The sequence below is a fragment of the Alcaligenes sp. genome (genome assembly GCF_050255915.1).
GTDB lineage: Bacteria > Pseudomonadota > Gammaproteobacteria > Burkholderiales > Burkholderiaceae_B > Alcaligenes > Alcaligenes aquatilis.
This window is the reverse complement of the sequence record NZ_JBFWIQ010000007.1, coordinates 197,560-216,471: the sequence shown is the minus strand read 5'-3', so window position 1 is coordinate 216,471 and position 18,912 is coordinate 197,560. Positions and strand designations below refer to the sequence as shown.

Here is an 18,912-nt window from a genome sequence, read left to right as displayed (position 1 = left end):
ATAATAGTTTATGCGCGACCCGCAGGGTCGAGTTTATCTTTTTTTTCTTCCTTACTGGTGCGCCATGTCCGAATCCGCCCCTGATCTACTTCACACCGAGCATTATCCCACCTCCACCAGTGTAGAGGCATTTCGGGAACGCATTGCCCTGGTACAACAAAGAATTGATGCTGCCTGCGTACGCTATGGGCGTGCTGCTGGCGATGTCCGTTTACTTACTGTCAGCAAAACCTTCGGGATTGACCGCATCCGCCTGGCCTACCAGGCCGGTTGTCGCTTATTGGGCGAGAACAAGGTGCAGGAAGCCGAAGGCAAGTACGAAGCGCTACGCGAAGAACTGCCAGATTTGGAATGGGCTGTTATTGGACACCTGCAAAGCAATAAAGCCAAGTCCGTTGCGCGCTTTGCCTCTGAATTTCATGCGTTGGACAAGCTCAAGACCGCTGAAGCGCTGGACCGCCGTCTACAAATTGAAGGCCGCAGCCTGGACGTCTTCGTGCAAGTAAACACCTCCAGCGAAGACAGCAAGTTCGGTTTGCCACCCGAAGAAGTACACGCTTTCGTGCGCGAATTACCACAATTTTCTGCCTTGAAAGTCAAAGGTCTGATGACCTTGGCTTTGATGGACGCCGATCCGGAGCGGGTACGGCCCTGCTTTGCCCTGCTGCGCAATTTGCGTGATCAACTGCGCAACGACATTGCCCACGCTGAAAACATTCGTGAACTATCCATGGGTATGTCGGGTGACTATGAAGTCGCCATTTCCGAAGGCTCCACCATTGTGCGCGTTGGACAAGCCATTTTTGGTGCACGCGCCACGCCCAACAACTTTTACTGGCCCGTCTCCGATACGGCAACAACATCATGAATCCATTACGCCTGATCCTGCGCCAAAACGGTAAAGAAGTCGGACATTTTGAATCCAGCCCCTGCTGCCCGCCCGAACAACTGATTGCCGTGGCTCGCCACCTGATGACGCTGCCTGACAGCGAGCTGGAACTGCAACAAGCCAAAGGCGAGCACCGTATTTTGGATAGCGGCCCGCACGGCTTGCGCGTTCTGAGCGCACAGGTTCTATACGAAACCGCTGATTTGCAAGCCTGGTTGCAGCAAGGCAGCAAGGTTTCTGCCTGATCCTGATCAGTGGTCGGCCACAAGCCCGTCACTGCGGTTCGTCAAAGCGGCGTTCTCAAGACGCCGCAACTATAAAAAACCATACCCGGCCAAGAGCCAGGTATGGTTTTTGTGTTTCAGCCTGCAGGAACAAACAGCAACTTAGCGGTTCACCTGTTTGGCAGGCAAGGCGTACGCCAACAAGCAGCTCACCATCAAACTACCGGCAAACAGCCACAAAGCGGCGCTGCCCGAACCGGTCAGGTCGGTAACCCAACCAATCAAGGAGTTACTGACCAGACCGGCAATATTGGCCAAGGAACATGCCAGCGCAAAACCCGTTGCTGCTGCAGTACCTTTCAAGAAGGTAGCCGGCAAGCTGAAAAACACAGGCACAGCACCCATAATCACAGCCGAGGCCACCGTAAAGGCCAGAACAGTCAACCAGGCGTGATGAGCCACAAAAGTACTGGCAACCAAGGCAATCGCACCGATGGTCAGCGGCACGATCAAGTGCCAGCGACGTTCACGGCAACGGTCCGAGCTGGCACCAATCATCAACATGCCTGCTACACCGGCCAGCGAGGGAATCGCCGTCATCAAACCAATCTGGAAGGGATCTTGCACACCGGCAGCACGAATAAAGGACGGCATCCAGAAACTGATGGAGTACGTGCCTAGCAGAATGGAGAAGTCAATCCCGCCCAGCATCCACACTTTCAGGTTGAAGAAACCATCTTTAAAGCTGTGCTTGACGCCCTTGCCTTCGGCATCGTCGGCAGCCAGATCAGCAGCCAGCCGAGACTTCTCTTCCTTGCTAAGCCACTGTGCAGATTGATAGTTGTTCGGCAAGGCCCAGAAAGTCAGAATACCAAGCAGCACGCTGGGAATCGCTTCCAAAAGAAACAACCACTGCCAACCACGCCAGCCGTTCATGTGATCAAAGTGACCGATAATCCAACCGGACAAAGGACCACCAATCACGCTGGACAGGGGCAAACCGATCATGAACAAGGCAATGATCTTGCCGCGTCGGTAGGTAGGAAACCACAGGGTCAGGTAGTACAGCACACCTGGCAAGAAACCCGCTTCTGCCGCACCCAGCACAAAACGCAGAATGTAGAACTGCGTAGGTGTGGTGACAAACATGGTCAGGCCAGACAAGATGCCCCAAGTAATCATGATGCGGGCAATCCACAGCTTGGCACCGACACGTTCCAAAATCAAATTGCTGGGCACCTCGAACAGGATGTAACCCAGAAAGAACAGCCCGGCCCCCAGGCCGTACGCTGTCTCACTCCATTGCAAATGATCGAGCATTTGCAGCTTGGCAAAACCGACGTTGATGCGGTCCAGATACGCTGCCAAATAACAAAAACACAGGAATGGGATCAGACGCCAGACGATCTTTTTGTAGAGATCTCCGTTTCCGTCCCGGCCTGCAGGCACCGCCGTGGGACTTTGGATGGATGAATGCACCTTGTATATCTCCAGATAATTATTGGTATGCCTGGTGAACCAGAAAACTGCCTAAAAACAGCGCCTGACAGAACACAGCAGGACCCTGAACACGTCCGCACTCCCCCCATTGGGCTGCAGACTGTTTACGGATGAGAAATGATGTATCAACAGTGACTCCCGACTGCACATGCCCAGCTCTATCCCTATAGAGAGGCCATGCACAGCGGGACCCGATCAGATTGATGCGCTGCACCCGGATCGCTCCCGAGTTCAGCGCAGCGCACGGCTTAGCTGGACTTCAGGTCCTGACCGTACAGGTCGTAGCCGTAAACCCAGGCCGGATCTTCTTGCGTGCGCAAGAAGGTATTGGCGTTGGACACGGACTGAACACGCGTCGCGCGCTCTTTGCGGTTGAGCTCGTACAGATCGAAGGCTGTGCGGAAATCCGACAAACCGGTCTCTTGCAAGCAGCGAGTCAACATGGCGGCATCTTCAATCGCCATGCAAGCACCTTGGGCCATATGTGGCTTCATGGGATGACATGCATCACCCAACATGACCAGACGACCACGGCTCCACAAAGGCAGCGGATTGCGGTTGCGCAATGGCCACTTGGTAATGCTTTCGGTCGATTTGATCAGGTTCTGAACCGTGGAATGATAGCCTTCAAATGCGGCCAGCATCTCTTCTTGCGAGCTGTCTACGTACGCCCCCTGAAAATCCCAGGCCGGATGTGGCACGCCAGTCACAAAATAGTACTCATCGCGCTTGCCAGTGGTGTAGTACACCATCATGTGACGGTCATCGGTCCACCATTTCACACAGTCCTCGAACTCATCGGCAAAACGGGCCAGATTCTCACCACGGATCAGGGCACGGTGGGCCACCCAGCCGCTGTAAATCGGATCTTCGACACCCAGCAGGGTTTCGCGGATCTTGGAGTGAATACCATCAGCCCCAATCACAATGTCAGCTGTCACGCTGGTGCCATCGGCAAACTCCAGCAGCACGTCGTCACCCCGATCCACCAGGTTTTGCAAACGCTTGCCAAAGTGCACGGTGCCGGGCTTGATGCTGTCAATTTGCAAAGCATGCATATCACCACGATGCACGGTGATGTACGACGCACCGTATTCTTTCTTGGCAAACTCGCCCAACGGAATACGGGACAGGTAGTCGCCCGTTTCACCATCACGGCTGAACCAGAAGTCCGGGTGCGAACCCATATCGTCCAGCGCTTTTTCCAAACCCATACGGCGGAAAATCTTCATCACGTTGGGGCCCACGTGGATACCGGCACCCAAACGCGAGAATTCTGGCGCCTGTTCAAATACTTCTACCTCAAAGCCAGCTTGCTGCAACAGAGTCGCCGCAGCGGCTCCGCCAAGACCGGCCCCTACAATCGCAATCTTGACTGTTTTTTCCATCGTTAGCTCCAAATCACGGCACAAATTAAAAGTGCTCACTACATGTTTTTTAGTAGTGTACACACTAAGTTTAAGCATGAAAACAGGTGATCGAGCTAGGGTTTATACCTACCATCAGCTATCGAAAAACTGCTTATAACCTTAGTTTTAAAACCAATTACCAGATTAAAATCAACAGCTTAAAACAAAAATTTAAAACAAAGGCAAGCCTTGACCATCGAAGCATAAAATTTATTTAATTTATGAATTTAACAGTGTGTAGACTTGTTTATTGCGGTGCACACCCTGAAACAGCAAATACTTTATATGCATAGCAACTGATCTGAATCAGGCGTGAACGGCTCCTTGGACAGGTATACTTTGCCCAGTTGTTACGCAACTGGCCTGCCCACTCCACAACAAGACAGAAAGACTATGCAGCCTACCTCCCCCGTTTCTGAGCCTCAAACCTTGTCCTACGATGTCACCGAACAAATCGGCCACCTGCTGCGCAAGGCTGGCCAACGGCACACGGCCATCTTTCAGCATTACGTGGGCGACACCCAGCTAACCGCTATTCAGTTCGTGACTTTATGCGCCCTGCGCGATCACGGCCCCAGCTCGCAAACCGAGCTGGTCGAAGCCACGGCGGTAGACCAGGCCACCATACGGGGCATTATTCAGCGCCTGAAGTCGCGCAATCTGATCGAACTGGCACCGGACAAAGATGACAGACGCAAGGTGATTGTGGAGCTGACCCAACAAGGGCAGGAACTGCTCGATCGCGTCATCCCGCGCGCCCATACCATCAGCGAACTGACCATGGGCAATCTGAACCCTGCAGAACGCGTGGCCATCGTCTATCTGCTGCGCAAAATGATCGATAGCACGCTGGATATGAGCGACAAGGAATAAGGCCAAACATCACTTGAAGAGACTATGTTTTATTCGGCCTTTAAGATATATTTAAAATACATCTTTTAACTGATCTGCCATGACTCCTTTAACTGCCTCCCCCGTCTCTACTCGCCCACAATGGCGCGCATTCCTGGAACTGGGGTTTCGACCCCTCTATCTTTTAGCCACGCTTTGGGGCGCGGCCAGCATTGCGCTCTGGCTCTATGCGCCCGGCTGGCTGGCCAATGCAGCCATCCCCTCCCTGTACTGGCATGCTCATGAAATGCTCTGGGCCTTTATCGGCACCATTGCCGTGGGATTTTTGTTGACAGCCAGTGCCACCTGGACAGGACAGCCCACCCTGCGCGGCTCCTCTTTGGGGGCCTTGTGTTTGATCTGGATTCTGGCACGTTTGAGCCTGTTGCTTCCCAACGGCTTGATCGCCGCCTTGCTGCTGGATGCCTTGTTCTTTGCTGTTGCCGCCGCTGAACTGGCCCGTGTGATTCTGATCGCTCGCAACAAACGCAATTACGGCATCCCCCTTGCCATGCTGGCCTTGGGCCTGAGCCATGCCCTGTTCATGTACAGCCTGCTGCAAGGGCAAGATCCCATGCCCTACTTCTACAGCGGTTTCTGGACCATGGGTTTGATCACCTTGCTGATTGCTCGCCGCATCATTCCCTTCTTTGCCATGCGTGCCTTGCCGGGTTTGAGCCTACCTGCTCAAACTCGTAGCGGTCATTGGCAAATGGGGTTGAGCGCCATCGCCATTGCTTTGTCACTGAGCCCCTGGCGCTTGGCTTTGGCTATGGTTCTGGCTGCGTTGGGCTTGATTGCCTGCTTTCAGTGGGTACGCTGGAAACCGTGGGCCAGCCGTCACACCCCCCTGTTGTGGATTTTGTACCTGGGCTATGCCGGTCTGGCTATCGGCTTGTTAAGTGCTGCTGCCTATGAAGCAGGCTGGATTCTACGCGCTGCCTGGCCGGTACATATTGTGGGCTTGGCCGGTTTCAGCATCATGATTATCGGCATGCTGACCCGTACCGCTCTAGGTCATTTGGGTCGCCCCTTGCGTGCCACGCCCAAAGTCGTGCTGGGTTACGGTTTTCTGATTGCTGCCTGCGTCTTGCGTTTGTTGGCCCTGATCCCCAGCAGTTGGAGCCTGCCTTTGCTGCATGTCTCTGGTCTGTGCTGGATTTTGGCCATGCTCAATTACCTGCATCAGTTTGCTCCCATGTTGATTCGCCCCAGACTGAACTGAGCGCAGCATCGGCGCCACACTTTAAAAAACAAAGTCCCTGGCGCCATGTATCTTTATTTTCTGCCTGACAGTGCCTGCTTATACTAAGCAGGCACGTTGTTTGCATCCTCTGCAAGCAACGCGGGACGGATCGTTCTGATCCTTGTTTATTCCGCGCACTCATCCCATGTCTCTTGCCTGTCTGGCTGGCCCCTTCTTGAATCGCATTCTGCTTGGCGGACTGTGTGCTTTGCTCTGGCCGCTCTCTACCCAAGCCGCGGATGCCTGTCATGGCAGTCGGGACCTGGTCGTTGTTGGCCATATGGATGACGACCTGCTATTCATGAACCCAGACCTGTCCAGCAGTATCCAGGCCGGTGCCTGCATGCAGGTTCTGTACCTGACCGCCAGTGAACGCAAAGGTGGGCTGGAGTATATGTACCGCCGCGAACAAGGTGTACGCGCCGCCTATGCCTTTATGGCCGGGCTGGTCAACGAATGGCAGCAAACCCGCTTGATGGTCGGCAGTGCCTCGATCACGCAATTTACCTTGCGGTCCAGACCGGGTATTCAGCTAAGCCATTTACGTCTGCAAGATCCCTGGCTGGGCCCAGGCTGGGGGAGTCTGACCCCGTTGAGCCGCGCAGAATCGGTACCTGGCCAAGCCGTACAAACACTGGATAGCCCGCAACAGACACTGAACCGCGAGCAGTTGGTCCAAACACTGGCCGCCTTGATACGGCTGTATCAGCCCACCAGTGTTCGCTATCTGGATGACACCAACCCCGTGCCTTACACCCAGCTGTGCTGGCGTTGTACCGGACACGGACACCCGGACCATATCGCCAGCGCCCGTCTGGTTCGGGAGGCCATGCTGGCGGCCCCCGGCAATTACGCACAAATTGGCTATGTGGACTATCCCATTCAAGAACAGGCTCGCAATCTGACCTTGAATGAAATCCACAGTAAAACCGAGATTTTCCGACGCTACGCCTGGCACGACCAACACGCCTGCAAAGGCCCCGCTGTGTGTCAGGAACCCGCCGGCCCCGCCGCCGAATGGGTACAGCGCAGTTACTACACTAGCCGTGCCGACTATCCGGCCAGCCTGTTAAGTGACAAGGAAGGCAAGCTCAGCTTTTTCGCCTCGGGCGAACAAAACGACGCCATCAACCAATGGGATGTGCAAGAACAACGCTGGATGACCTTGGGCGGACGCACAGCCGAAGCCTTAAGCGCCTTTCACTACGCAGACGGGAGCCCTGGTCTGTTTGCGCGTGATGCTACCGGACAGGTCTGGTTCAGCCGCTCCCCCGATGAGAACGATTGGCTGGCCTGGCAAAAAATACCCGGCCCTCGCATGTTGCATACCCCTATCGTCAGCCGCCGGGACAGTCAGGCGGTCGCCATGGGAACCGACGGCCTTTTTTATTGGAGCGCCGCGCGCCAGCCCGACTACGGTTGGGGGGCCTGGACAGCACTGCCTGCGCTGGAACATGCCGCCTACCCCGCCACTCTCAGCCTGGATAGACAAGGGCGCCCCCATATATTTGCCAGCAATTTGCAGGGCCAGTTATTCCAGACCTATCAGCAAAGCGACTTGACATGGCAGGACTGGCAAGCGATTCCTGCTCCTGCCAGTAGTGGCGGCTTGGCTTCTATCCTGAATGCACAAGGGCATATTGAGTTGTATCTGCGCGACCGTCAAAGCCAGCAGTTGCTGCGCCTGACACAAAGCGGCAAGCAAGGCTGGACGGCCCCCCAAAACCTGGGCTTGAACTATGTGGGAACACCCGCACTGAGCCTGGACGAGAAAGAACAAGTCATTGTCGCGGTTCAGAAAAACCCCGGCGGCGCGATTGTGCTGCTTGATCAAGGGCAGGAACGGGAAGTGGACAAACAGTCTGCCTCTCAGCCTGCGCTATACAGACTGAACGGCACCTTGTATCTGGCCAGCCGCCCGGTCGGTCCCGAGCAGCGCTATCGACTGCTGGAGCGCCGGCACGGCCAATGGGTGCAAGTTGCCCTGACCCAGCCCCCACCACCGGGGGGAGGACAGTCCTTTCGTGAAGCCCCCGCCTTTATCAAGCAGCCTTATGTGCAGCCTTGAGCTCCACGCTGCGTTTTAAAACGTAACAAAGTACGCTAAGACGGCCCTTGCTCCCAAGGTGGGGCCGGGCCAACAAGCGAATCCAGTTATTGATTCACGCCTCAGCAGTCAACCCGAAACTCCGGTCCAGTTCGTAACATATGATTACGACAGTGTGCGCTCATTGTCCTAGCTCCAGTACAATCGCCCGCTAACCATCGCCGGCTTATCGGTGCCTTACTCTTTTAGCTACTCTTCAGAGATCATGAAGCCAACTACCTTATTTGCAGCCCTGTTGGGCGTGGCCATCGGCGCCGGTGGCGCTATTTACTACGCCAAAAACGTACCCGTACCGACAAGCGGCCCGGTCAGTACCCCCAGCACCGTCGATGCTGCCCAAACCCTGGTATTGGGCCAATCTGTCTCTGGCGAACTAACCAGCAAAAGCTTTTTGAACCTGAGCGATGGCGTGCGCAGTAGCCTGTTTGATGTGAAAGCCGAAGCGGGCCAACTTATCAAGATCAGCGTCACCGGTCCCTTACGCCCACAAATCACTGTGCTGCGAAACGGCGAGCTGGTGACACGTACCCAGCGCTGTGAGGACTGCCCAGAGAGCGAAACCAAGGGTCAAGCCACCACACTGGGCTTCAAGGCTGATTTCAACGACACCTACCAGGTGGTGATCAGCGGCTTTAACACCAGCTCCTTCGGCCCTTTCCAAATTATGGCCGACACCTTGAAAGCCTACACAGGCGAGCCTTTGACCCCAGACCAGACTATTCATGACTGGGCATTGGGAGGTCAAAAACGCTACCGCTTGAATATTGACAAAGACGGCTTGTACAGCTTGGCCATGAAGGCCGAGCAAAACAGCCTGGATGCCTATCTGAAACTGATGGACCGTCGTGGCATGGAACTGGCTTCGGACGATGACAACGGTGGCGGCACCGATGCACGCCTGCAGGTTTACCTGAAAGCCGGTGAATACATTGTGCAGGCCAGCTCGGCCATGGGTTCGCAAAACTTCCAGGGTGGCTTCTCGCTGCAGATCAAGCCAGAGGAAATGACTGGCGAGGTCGAGCTGAAAAATGGCGATAGCCTGGTGCTGGACGGCGAAGGCAGAAGCGGCTTGTTTACCGGTGAGACCCAAACCTACAGCTTCACATTGCCCGAACCCAAACTGGTGACGGTGCTCATGGACGCCCAAGGCTTCCAAGCCACCATGGAAGTGGATTCCACCAGCGCCAACCAATACGGCGATGAAGCCGGCCAACAACGCGTCCGTGGCGTACTGGCTGCAGGCGAACACCAGGTGAAGATTTCTGGCGCCAATCAAGCCGGTTTGTTTGCCCTGTCCGCCGTGGCTGATGACGTCCCTGCCAATGCCGGCGGCGGCACCATCCGTGTAGGCGAACCCCGCCAGGCACTGATGCTGCAAGGCATCACCAGCGACAGCTACCAGTTGACCGTGCGCCAGCCTGGCAGCTACATCATTGATATGACTTCGCCTATCTTTGACACCTACCTGGTACTGCGCAAAGACGGCCAAACCGTTGCCGAAGACGATGATAGCGGCGGCGATATGAATGCCCGTCTGGAAGTCCAGCTGGAAGCGGGCGACTACGAAGTCAAAGCCATGTCCTTGGGCAGCTACGAGCAGGATATGGAATATGAGTTGTCAGTAAAACGTCGTTAAGACGATTCAGACAAACTGATATCAAGGCTGAACGCCCCCGGGCTTTCAGCCTTTTTTCTTGTCCTATAGCCGACGTGAACTTGATTTGGAACAAGCATCCGGGCGCTACAGGGTATACACCTAAACACGTCAACCAAGCCCGAAAAGCCGCAGCACCACTGGCTTCAGCGCCCCCGCCCTGCTCCTTTCCAACTGACGTTTGATCTGCTTACGATTTGCTTTTTGGATTTCCTTGATAATATAAATGCAAATCATTATCATTAATTTCATTATTGATGCGCTACCTTTTATCAGGAGCAAAGCATGCAGACCGTTACCCAACAGCCCCAACACGCTCTTACCCAACGCGACGAGCTCGCCTCTTGGCGTAGTTTGATTACGCAGGGAAACCAGGCCTTTCAATCTCGCAATTACACCGATGCCATCGCGCACTACCAACAGGCCCGCGCCTATGTAAAACCGCTGCTGTTTGGCGCTTGTGAAGGGGCCGACGCCACCATTGCCGCCTGGGTCATTGCCCATTTGAATCTGGCCGATGCCTGCGAACAGCTAGATCAAAGTGACGAACAAGGCCTGCTCTTGTGTACCGCGCACGAAACCTTGTGCTGGGCGGCGGCCAACACGCACCTGGCCGATGATTGGCGCATGGCCGCCTGGCAACACAGCCGACGCACCTATGCCGAGCTGGCGCGCTATGCGCGTCGCTACCCCCATCATGTCCCCACCTGCTCTGCCCTTTTCTTAGGAGCCGTCAGCCCGCAGGAACGCTCTTTTTCTCATTAAGTTTCAATCTGTCCCCCAGGCACCGCTGGCCGGGGGTTTATCGAGGAGTGCGTTTTGTCTTACACCTTACCTGCCCTGCCTTATGCCTACCATGCTCTGGAACCCCATATCGACACCCAGACCATGGAAATTCACTACAGCAAGCATCATCAGACCTATATCAACAATCTGAATGCGGCATTGGAAGCAGCCAACTTACCGTACCCGCCTATTGATGAGCTGATTGCTGGGCTGGACACCCTGCCCGAATCCGTACGCAATGTGGTGCGCAACAACGGCGGCGGCCATGCCAACCACAGTTTGTTCTGGACGGTGATGACACCGGATGCCGATACCACTATTCCCAAGGACCTGGCCCAGGCCATAGACCGGGATCTCGGTGGATTCGAACAATTCAAGGATGCCTTTACCAAAGCAGCAATCTCACGCTTTGGCAGTGGCTGGGCCTGGCTCAGTGTCACCCCGGAAAAGAAACTGGTGGTAGAGAGCACCGGCAATCAGGACAGCCCACTGATGCACGGCAACACGCCCATTTTGGGTCTGGACGTGTGGGAGCATGCCTACTACCTGAAATACCAGAATCGCCGGCCTGAATACATTGCCGCCTTCTTCAATGTGATCAACTGGCCCGAAGTGCTAAGACGATATCTGGAAGCCGTTAAATAAGACGGTTCTGCCGCCGGTCGTTTTACCACCTGCCCTAAGCTATCTCCCCGCCCGGAGATGGGCGGTATCAAGCAGTTTGGCTTGCCGCCTTTTTCAAGCAACCCTCCATTTCTGGAGGGTTTTTGCTTTGGGGATGCATCCATACTCGGAACCACTTCCAAGCCTGGGTTTGGCCCAATTGCGCTCTCAATCACCAAAGGCTATGTTGATTGTTAGCACCCTTACCATACTTATCCTCAGGCCCTGCCATGTTCAGTCTCGGCGATCGTATTCAATCCCTGCGTTCCCTGTTTCACTTCGATGCGGTGCAGCTTCTGGGGTGTGCACCGCAAAGCCGTGCCCATCTGGAGTTGCATTGCGAAGGTTATAACCTGAACTGCGCGTCGGCCTTGGGAACCGGCTTTCCACAAATCTACGCACCGGGCTTTACAGCACAGGCCTCTCCGCACGATTTGCTGCCGCCTTCTATTTCCGAGTGCTCGGACACCATGGATCCACCCTTTCGCAGTACTGCCATCTATACCGATGCCCTGCTGCGTGGCGGGTTTCAGGATGGGATGACGGTAGAACTACAGCACGGGGACTCGTATTTGGGAATGATTCACTTCTCTTCCCAACAAGCAGGATGCTTCAATCGCCATGTCCGCACACTGGCGCTGGGCGCGAAAATCTTGCTGGAAGAGGCCATGCAGAACATGGTCTCGCAAAACGGCATCGTCTTGCATCTGGTGCCACAGGCAGGCGGGCTGATCATGCGTGAGGACATGCTCCCTGACGCTTCCCAGTTCAGCCCCGCACTGGCTAAAGCCTTGTCCTTCATGAGCCAGGAAACCTCGACCTTGCAAGCGTTCTGGCTGGAAGGCAAACGAAGCTATCGACTGCAAGCGCAGCGCTTTCCCAAGGGCGATGTTCTGGTGCGACTGCTGCCCGCCCCCTTGCCCGCTGCGCTCAGTGCCAAGGAAATGCAGGTGCTGGGCTGGTTGGTAACGGGCTACACCGACCGGGAAATTGCCGCCAGCCTGTTTTTAAGCGAACGCACCGTGCATTCACATGTCACGTCTTTACTTCGCAAACTGGGCATTACCCGACGAACAGAAGCCGCTGTCACAGCGGCTCTGAATCATTGGTATGTGCCGGATACGCAGGGTGCGATCCTGGCGGCAGTGCCCGGACTGTGCCATTAAGAGACACGATCCGGGACGCCGCTTAACACTGGCACATCAGGAATTAACGCAGTCCGCTCAACAGGGCTGCGGCCTCATCGACGCAGGCGCGTTCCGCGTCCAATAGCGTGTCGCCACCCATCCCGCCCAGGAACTCCGCATAAGGATCAGCCAGCGTACGCACGCCTGTCAGTTCCTCAATCACGGCCTGACCGCAAAATGGCAGATAGTGCGGGCTATAGCCACCCTCCTGCACAAAGGCGATACGACCTTCGCAGACTTCCTCGGCGCAATCGACCACCTGACGCGCCATTTGCCGGAAACCGGAAGCCGTCACCATCATGCGTGCCAGCGGGTCCATCATGCTGGCATCAAAGCCCGAACCCACAATAATCAGCTGCGGTTTATAGGCGCGCAGCGCAGGTAACACCACTTTTTCCATGGCATAGAGGTAGGCGGCATTCCCGCCGCCAGGAGGCAGAGGGATATTCAAGTTGTAGCCCAGGCCTTCACCCTCACCACGCTCAGTCGTGAAGCCGCTATTGGCCGGAAAACACAAGTGCTGGTGCAAGGAGATAGTCAGCACCGACGGATCATTCCACCAAATATCCTGGGTTCCATTGCCGTGATGGACATCCCAATCCAGAATCGCGACACGATCCAGGCCCAGTTCCTCGCGAGCATACGCTGCGGCCACCGAGGTGTTATTGAAAATGCAAAAACCCATCGCACCGGCACGAGGCGCATGATGGCCGGGTGGATTCACCAAGGCATAGCCATTGCTCACTTCACGGCTGACCACTTTTTTGACCATCTCAATCGCGCCGCCGGCGGAAAGCATGGCGATTTCAAGTCCGCCATTCCCCATAGCGGTAACGCCATCACCTGTATCCCCCCCAGTTGGCAAGGCACTGACACGCTTCATGTTTTCCAGATGCTCGGCCGTGTGTACACGCAAAATATCCTTGTCGCGTGCAGGCTTGGCCTGGATGCTGCTCAGATGATCAATTTGACCGGAGGCACAAACCAGCTCGTGAAAGCGGCGCTTCGTATCGGGATGAGCCAGGTGGTGGCTGATCGGCTGTAAACGGGCACCCAGATTAGCCGAGGCAAGGCTGCCCGTACCGGTATCTACCCAGCCGTAAAGAGTGTTCCAAATATATCCTGTTGCCATGTCGTCTCCTTTGTTTTGGTTTGTTTGGCTTAACCATAGTAGGGATCTGGACAACTGAAAGAATCCGTAGGATTGCCGAATTTATGAACTGATCAGGAAACTACCCACAGAAAAAGAAGCAGAGGACGCTCGTTTTCCAAAGCGTCCTCTGCCTCTTTCTTGAAGCTGATTGACTGATAGATGACGGGCACTGCCCAAGGACTACACCAGCTCGGCAATATTGATGCTGTGTGCTCCACAGGCCTCTACCAATTCCGCATCGTGACTGGCAAACAGCACAACACGGTCTTGTGACCAAATCTGGAATTGCTCTGCCAAAGCGGCACGAGCCTGTGTGTCCAGGCCATTGCTGGGGCCATCGGCAATGATCACAGCCGGCGCACCCAAAGCCGCTGCCGCCAGAAACACCTTGCGGCGCGTTCCTGTGGACATCTGCTCAAAACGCTTGTCCAAGTGTGGCTCCAGGCCTAGCCGGTAGGCCAGATCCAGCGCAATGTCATCAACACGGGTTTTCTTTTCAGCGGCCACTTGCTCCAGCAACTGGCGGCCTGTTTGAGACGGAAACAGCAGGCAGTTATCGGGAACATAGGCCATACGGGCGCGGGCTTGTTGGGGCGCTTTCATCAGCGAATACCCGTCTATCCACACTTCGCCTGCATCTGGTTCGAGCAAGCCAGCAATAATGTTCAGCAAGGTGGATTTGCCGGTGCTGTCTTCTTCACAAAGCGCCACGCAGCCAAGCTGAAAGGTATGAGTCAGCCCCTTGAAAACGGGGTAGTCGCCATAGTTTTTACTGAGATTTTCTATGCGTAGCATGCTGGAAATCACTACTAAAGAAGCGCCTGGACAGATACAAGATGCTGTGCCGAGGCGGGATAAAAAAATAAGTTCGGGGCTGCCCCAAACAGGCGCCTTAGTATAGGTCTTTATTAACTGATGTTTGGGCTGCTTGCTGCGCCGTGACCATGCAGGGTTCAGCAGAAATAAAGCAAAAACCTTGTCGGGAACAATCTTGCCAGGCATTCATGCGCGGATCTACAGCCAAAGCCAAAGCCAAAGCCAAAGCCAAAGCCAAAGCCAAAGCCAAAGCCAAAGCCAAAGCCAAAGCCAAAGCCAAAGCCAAAGCCAAAGCCAAAGCCAAAGCCAAAAAAATAGCCTGAAACAAGACGAGCTTGTTCAGGCTATTTTTTTTGCGAACCTGCTTATCCTAAAGCAGTATCCAGCAACATCATCAAAACAAAACCGATCATCAAACCGCCGGTCGCAAAGGTTTCATGTCCTTGCCGGTGCGATTCGGGAATGATCTCGTGGCTGATCACAAACAGCATGGCACCCGCCGCAAAGCCCAGACCAAAAGGCAGAAGCACCAGCGAACTGCTGACTGCCACTGCCCCTAGCACCGCACCGACCGGCTCAACCAAACCACTGGCCATGCCCAACACAACAGAGAAAGTACGGCTGTAACCGGCGGCCAGCAAGGCCAGCGCCACTACCAAGCCTTCAGGCACGTCCTGAATGGCAATACCCGTGGCCAGCGCATTGGCGCGCACCCCTTCATTGCCCACATAGCCCACACCAATGGCCAAACCTTCTGGGAAGTTGTGCAGCATAATCGCGATCACAAACAGCCAGGTACGGCGCAGCTTGGTCGATGAGGCATTACCGGGCCCCTCGCGCCCTTTAATGAAATGCTCGTGCGGCAGGATGCGATCGAGCAGCATCAAGGCCGCGGCCCCCAGCAAGATGGAAAAGCCCACTGCTAAGCCCGCCCCCCAGGCACCACCGCCAAACACCTGCTGCTTTTCTGCCGCTTCCAGACCCGGCAAAACCAAGGAGAAGGCACAAGCGGCCAGCATCACCCCTGCCCCAAAGCCATACAGCGTATCCTGGGTGCGCTGCGACATGGTTTGAGAAAACATGACAGGCACCGTGCCCAGTGCCGTGGCCAACGCTGCGATGGAACCGCCTAGCAGGGCCTGCAAGACCACCGGGTGATCTTGTGCATATAGCCAGAACTGATGACAGAGCGCCCAGATGCCGCCCATGGAGATGATCAGTCCAATCCATAGACGCAGGTGTTGGTGCCAGTGAGGCGAAGTCCCTTTATTAGGTAAAAAGTAGTGGCTTGTTTTCGGTTTCATCGCCGTGCGCCCCCAGAAAATTACGCAATCCAGGTTTACCTAGTACAGACACCAAAAGCCGTAAAACGGCTCTTGGCTAAGGCGTGGATGCTATACAAACCATCATAGCGACTTCACCTTCGATTTAAAACACAAATATCGAAATGCTAACAATTCTCATTAGCATTTCAACAAATAAGCCACAATCCATGAAATCAGCTTGAGGTTTAACCGCTATCCAGCCGGTTTTCTGTGTTTTGCATGGCAATGCAAAACCGATTTAATGCTACCTCACGCCGCGTGCAATTGACGCTTGATCGCCTCCAAAGCCTGGGCCTGATCAGCCACAGCATTTTCCAAGCCAATCAGCTCCTGCTTGAGCTGTTCCAGGCTTTGCTCAGCCTGCTCCACTACCTGTTCCGCCAGCTCCTGAGCGCCATTCATCACCACGTCATTCAAGCTCATGTACAGGCGGTTGTAGTCGATCAGCGGCGCTTGCCCTTCCCCCTGCTCCTGGAACACTTCATAGCCAATATGAGCAGGCAGATTCAGTGTCGGCACGTCCGGCTGGGTCAGTTGAAAGTTGACCAGAACCGTCTGGCTTAGCTCTGCAAATGCCTTGCCTATGTTCTGTCCAAGCTCGGTACGTACAGCAGCCACATCCTGCTGGGCGGCATGCTTTTCCAGCACCTCGGGCAATTGGGGCACCACTCGCCGCCAGGTGCCTTCGGTCAGGACATGTACGGCTCCTTGCAAAACTACCGTTTGTTCTTCAATACGCTGACGCAATTGAGCAGCGCCCTGCTCCAGCGTTTGCATCAAAGGACTTAGAATCGCCTCTTCAATATGGTGCAATTGCAGCTCGGCAGGTTTGCGCTGCTTGTAGGCCAGGGCAGGCGTTAGCAGGTTCTGCACGGCCAGATACAAACGCTCGAAACCCGCCTGTTCCAAGCCCTGATCTTCGTCCTGCTGACTACGCGCCATATGCACGGACAAGGACAAAGCGGGTTTGAGCAAATCACGGCTCAATCCCCAATGGTTCAGAGCCTGCGCCGCCCGTGTCATCACGTCCTCTTCCTGCAACTGGCGGTTATCCGCTGTCTTATTACAAAGCACTTTGACGATCTCGTCGTCGGTCTCATCTTCTTCGATGCGATCGCTGCGGGTAATTACCGGCAGCAAGGGTTTGTTGCGGCGCAGTTCCACCAGCAAATCGCCCAGTTCCTGAACCTGCCCCGGTGCGCTGGAGCTGCTCAACCACAAAAGCGCATCCGTGCTTTCCAGAAACTGCTGTGTCAAAGCAGCGTTATGCGCATTGGCCGAGTGCAGACCGGGGGTATCCAGCAAAACCAGCTTCTCGCCCAGACATACCCCTTGCAAGGCAACGGTGGTTTCTGTTGCCCCTTCCTGAAAACCTTCAGGCATGGGCTGCATCTGCCCATCGGCCAGACGAAAAAAATCCACGCTATGACCCTGACGACGAAAGCGGTCCGCCAGGAAATTACACAAGGAGCTTTTACCGGCATTAAAAGAACCAAACACCAGCAACATGATGCGATCGCGGAAACGATCCGCCAACTCCTGCGCTGGTGCCAATGCCGACCAGGAAGCCGCCCAGGCTTCTCTTTGTGCCTGCAGTTGCTGATTTAATTGTTGAGCACTTTGCGCCAAGGTGCCCTGCTCGACCAAAGCCGTGCCGGACAAGGATTGCGCCACGGTCGTCTGGCCCAAATCCGCCAGCCACTGCTCCATCCTGGCAATAGCAGGCTGCCTATCCTGACTGGCAGGATTGAGCTGCGCAACCGCCTTGATAAACGTGCTTTCCACCGACATTAGGCATGCTCCAATGTGGACAGACTTTCCAAAGCCTGACGCGTTTGCTCAAGCTGGTTTTCAGTCGTTTCGATCTGCTTTTCCAAGGCCACACGGCCATCCGAGACGTCAAAATAATGGGTGAAGTCCTGAACCAGCTTGTCGCGCCCAGCCTGTTCGCAGAAGATGCGGCGCAGGTCAGCACGGTACTTCACCGACACGCCCATCACCGCAATCATGACGGTATCCATGCTGCGCACCGAGGTACGTTGCGCCGCTGGCAAGCCTACGGCACCGTACTCCACCAGGTGACCATTGATCGCAATACACGCACGCGAATAGGCAATCTGCAAACGGGCACGCTCTTGCTTGCCTGCCGTCATCTTGAAACCAAACTCGAAGGTATCCGGCACCAGAGAATGATCCACACCGGGCGCATTGACCACTGGCTCCAGATCCTTTGCGATGCCTTCCAGAATTTTGCGCAGACCTTCAACAAAATCAATGTGCTGCTGCTGTTGCGTCTGCTGCAGGCTGTGCAGGCTTTGCTCTTGCGTTTGCTGCAAGGCATTCAATTCTTGTGTCAGCTCGGTCAGCAAGGCTTCGCGCTCGAACTCGCGGGCTTGCGGCACACGCGTCAAGGCGGCTTCCAAAGAAGCCTGCAAAGCCGGAATTCCGCTTTTCTCCAGCATGCGCGGCTTGCCACCTTCACGCCCCTGGCGATAGCGGGTGCTGGACACCGGATGCAACGTCACACCGGCACACTGCTGCTGAATGGCGCCCAACACTTTCTCTTGCTGCTCGTCATCGGCCAACTGGTCAATCTGGCTGATGACCATCAGGTTCTGACGCTGCGAGCGCTGATGATCCGCAGCCAGCTCTTGCAGCAAATTGCTTTCCAAGGCGTCCAGCTCACCTTCTTTGGCAGCGTGGACGAACAGGCGAATATCCGCCTGCAAACCCATAGCTTCACGTGCCAGGGCATCATCCTGCAAGGCCACGTCTGCATACAGACCCGGCGCATCCAGCCAGCGCACGCCTTCATGCACGTGCTCGGCCAGCGCGACGGTTTCGCGACGGTCCGCCACATTGAAAACATCACTGCCCATCAACTCATTGAGCAGACGACTTTTGCCATGATTGTATTTACCAACTACGGTCACCGTTGGCGGCACATTCAATTGCAAGAGAACGCGCAAGCGATCCAGATCCCAACGGCGCTGTGGCAACACGGCCAGCACAGGCTCCAATATGTGATCAAGGGATAGTGCCAACTGATTCATGTCTCTTCC

At 55.2% G+C, this 18,912-nt stretch carries 17 protein-coding genes; 9 read left to right on the top strand and 8 right to left on the bottom strand.

What is annotated here, in order from left to right; all coding sequences use genetic code 11:
- Positions 1-64: 64 nt before the first annotated feature.
- Both AB7E06_RS11155 and AB7E06_RS11150 read left to right on the top strand, forming a co-directional pair.
- On the top strand, positions 65-868 hold the full coding sequence (locus AB7E06_RS11155; RefSeq protein WP_094198331.1) for a YggS family pyridoxal phosphate-dependent enzyme: 804 nt from the start codon (positions 65-67) through the stop codon (positions 866-868).
- Entirely contained in the window at positions 865-1,134 is a 270-nt protein-coding gene (locus AB7E06_RS11150) for a hypothetical protein (RefSeq protein WP_094196522.1), read from the top strand. The genes AB7E06_RS11155 and AB7E06_RS11150 overlap by 4 nt, the downstream gene beginning before the upstream one ends.
- 141 nt (positions 1,135-1,275) lie before the next feature.
- On the opposite strand, the gene AB7E06_RS11145 is transcribed toward AB7E06_RS11150, so the two are convergent.
- Together AB7E06_RS11145 and AB7E06_RS11140 are read right to left on the bottom strand one after the other, a co-directional pair.
- On the bottom strand, positions 1,276-2,592 hold the full coding sequence (locus AB7E06_RS11145; RefSeq protein WP_094196521.1) for an MFS transporter: 1,317 nt from the start codon (positions 2,590-2,592) through the stop codon (positions 1,276-1,278).
- A 269-nt stretch (positions 2,593-2,861) separates the two neighbouring features.
- Entirely contained in the window at positions 2,862-4,001 is a 1,140-nt protein-coding gene (locus AB7E06_RS11140; protein ID WP_009454531.1) for an FAD-dependent monooxygenase, read from the bottom strand.
- A 414-nt stretch (positions 4,002-4,415) separates the two neighbouring features.
- Between AB7E06_RS11140 and AB7E06_RS11135 the strand changes: the two genes are divergently transcribed.
- The 7 genes from AB7E06_RS11135 (at position 4,416) to AB7E06_RS11105 (ending at position 12,535) form a co-directional block, all read left to right on the top strand.
- Positions 4,416-4,895, top strand: a complete 480-nt coding sequence (locus AB7E06_RS11135; protein WP_094196520.1) for a MarR family winged helix-turn-helix transcriptional regulator — start codon at positions 4,416-4,418, stop codon at positions 4,893-4,895.
- A 79-nt stretch (positions 4,896-4,974) separates the two neighbouring features.
- The gene (locus AB7E06_RS11130; RefSeq protein ID WP_094196519.1) at positions 4,975-6,138 is read left to right on the top strand and encodes an NnrS family protein; all 1,164 of its coding nucleotides are present in this window, start codon (positions 4,975-4,977) and stop codon (positions 6,136-6,138) included.
- Between the two features lie 166 nt (positions 6,139-6,304).
- Positions 6,305-8,227, top strand: a complete 1,923-nt coding sequence (locus tag AB7E06_RS11125) for a PIG-L family deacetylase (RefSeq protein ID WP_427956969.1) — start codon at positions 6,305-6,307, stop codon at positions 8,225-8,227.
- Positions 8,228-8,471: 244 nt separating this feature from the next.
- Positions 8,472-9,902: a hypothetical protein gene (locus AB7E06_RS11120; RefSeq protein ID WP_108727389.1), complete on the top strand. Its 1,431-nt coding sequence runs from the start codon at positions 8,472-8,474 to the stop codon at positions 9,900-9,902.
- A gap of 303 nt (positions 9,903-10,205) precedes the next feature.
- Positions 10,206-10,685: a hypothetical protein gene (locus tag AB7E06_RS11115; protein WP_094196515.1), complete on the top strand. Its 480-nt coding sequence runs from the start codon at positions 10,206-10,208 to the stop codon at positions 10,683-10,685.
- Positions 10,686-10,739: 54 nt separating this feature from the next.
- Positions 10,740-11,351: a superoxide dismutase gene (locus AB7E06_RS11110; RefSeq protein ID WP_108728702.1), complete on the top strand. Its 612-nt coding sequence runs from the start codon at positions 10,740-10,742 to the stop codon at positions 11,349-11,351.
- Positions 11,352-11,599: 248 nt separating this feature from the next.
- A complete protein-coding gene (locus AB7E06_RS11105) occupies positions 11,600-12,535 on the top strand; it encodes a helix-turn-helix domain-containing protein (protein ID WP_427956965.1) in 936 nt (311 codons plus the stop codon).
- Between the two features lie 43 nt (positions 12,536-12,578).
- Here the strand turns inward: AB7E06_RS11105 and AB7E06_RS11100 are convergent, their stop codons facing one another.
- From AB7E06_RS11100 to AB7E06_RS11075, 6 genes are all read right to left on the bottom strand, one after another.
- Positions 12,579-13,688: a class II histone deacetylase gene (locus tag AB7E06_RS11100; protein ID WP_427956962.1), complete on the bottom strand. Its 1,110-nt coding sequence runs from the start codon at positions 13,686-13,688 to the stop codon at positions 12,579-12,581.
- 201 nt (positions 13,689-13,889) lie between these two features.
- On the bottom strand, positions 13,890-14,504 hold the full coding sequence (locus AB7E06_RS11095) for an ATP-binding cassette domain-containing protein (RefSeq protein WP_094196511.1): 615 nt from the start codon (positions 14,502-14,504) through the stop codon (positions 13,890-13,892).
- 97 nt (positions 14,505-14,601) lie between these two features.
- Positions 14,602-14,835 carry a hypothetical protein gene (locus AB7E06_RS11090; protein WP_427956958.1) on the bottom strand — a complete coding sequence of 78 codons (234 nt, stop codon included), beginning with the start codon at positions 14,833-14,835 and terminating at the stop codon, positions 14,602-14,604.
- Between the two features lie 55 nt (positions 14,836-14,890).
- Positions 14,891-15,733 carry a ZIP family metal transporter gene (locus AB7E06_RS11085; protein WP_230018805.1) on the bottom strand — a complete coding sequence of 281 codons (843 nt, stop codon included), beginning with the start codon at positions 15,731-15,733 and terminating at the stop codon, positions 14,891-14,893.
- 366 nt (positions 15,734-16,099) lie between these two features.
- Entirely contained in the window at positions 16,100-17,641 is a 1,542-nt protein-coding gene (locus AB7E06_RS11080; protein WP_094196510.1) for a GTPase, read from the bottom strand.
- Complete coding sequence (locus AB7E06_RS11075) at positions 17,641-18,903, bottom strand: GTPase (RefSeq protein ID WP_094196509.1); 1,263 nt, start codon at positions 18,901-18,903, stop codon at positions 17,641-17,643. Before AB7E06_RS11075 ends, AB7E06_RS11080 begins: the two co-directional genes overlap by 1 nt.
- Positions 18,904-18,912: the final 9 nt, after the last annotated feature.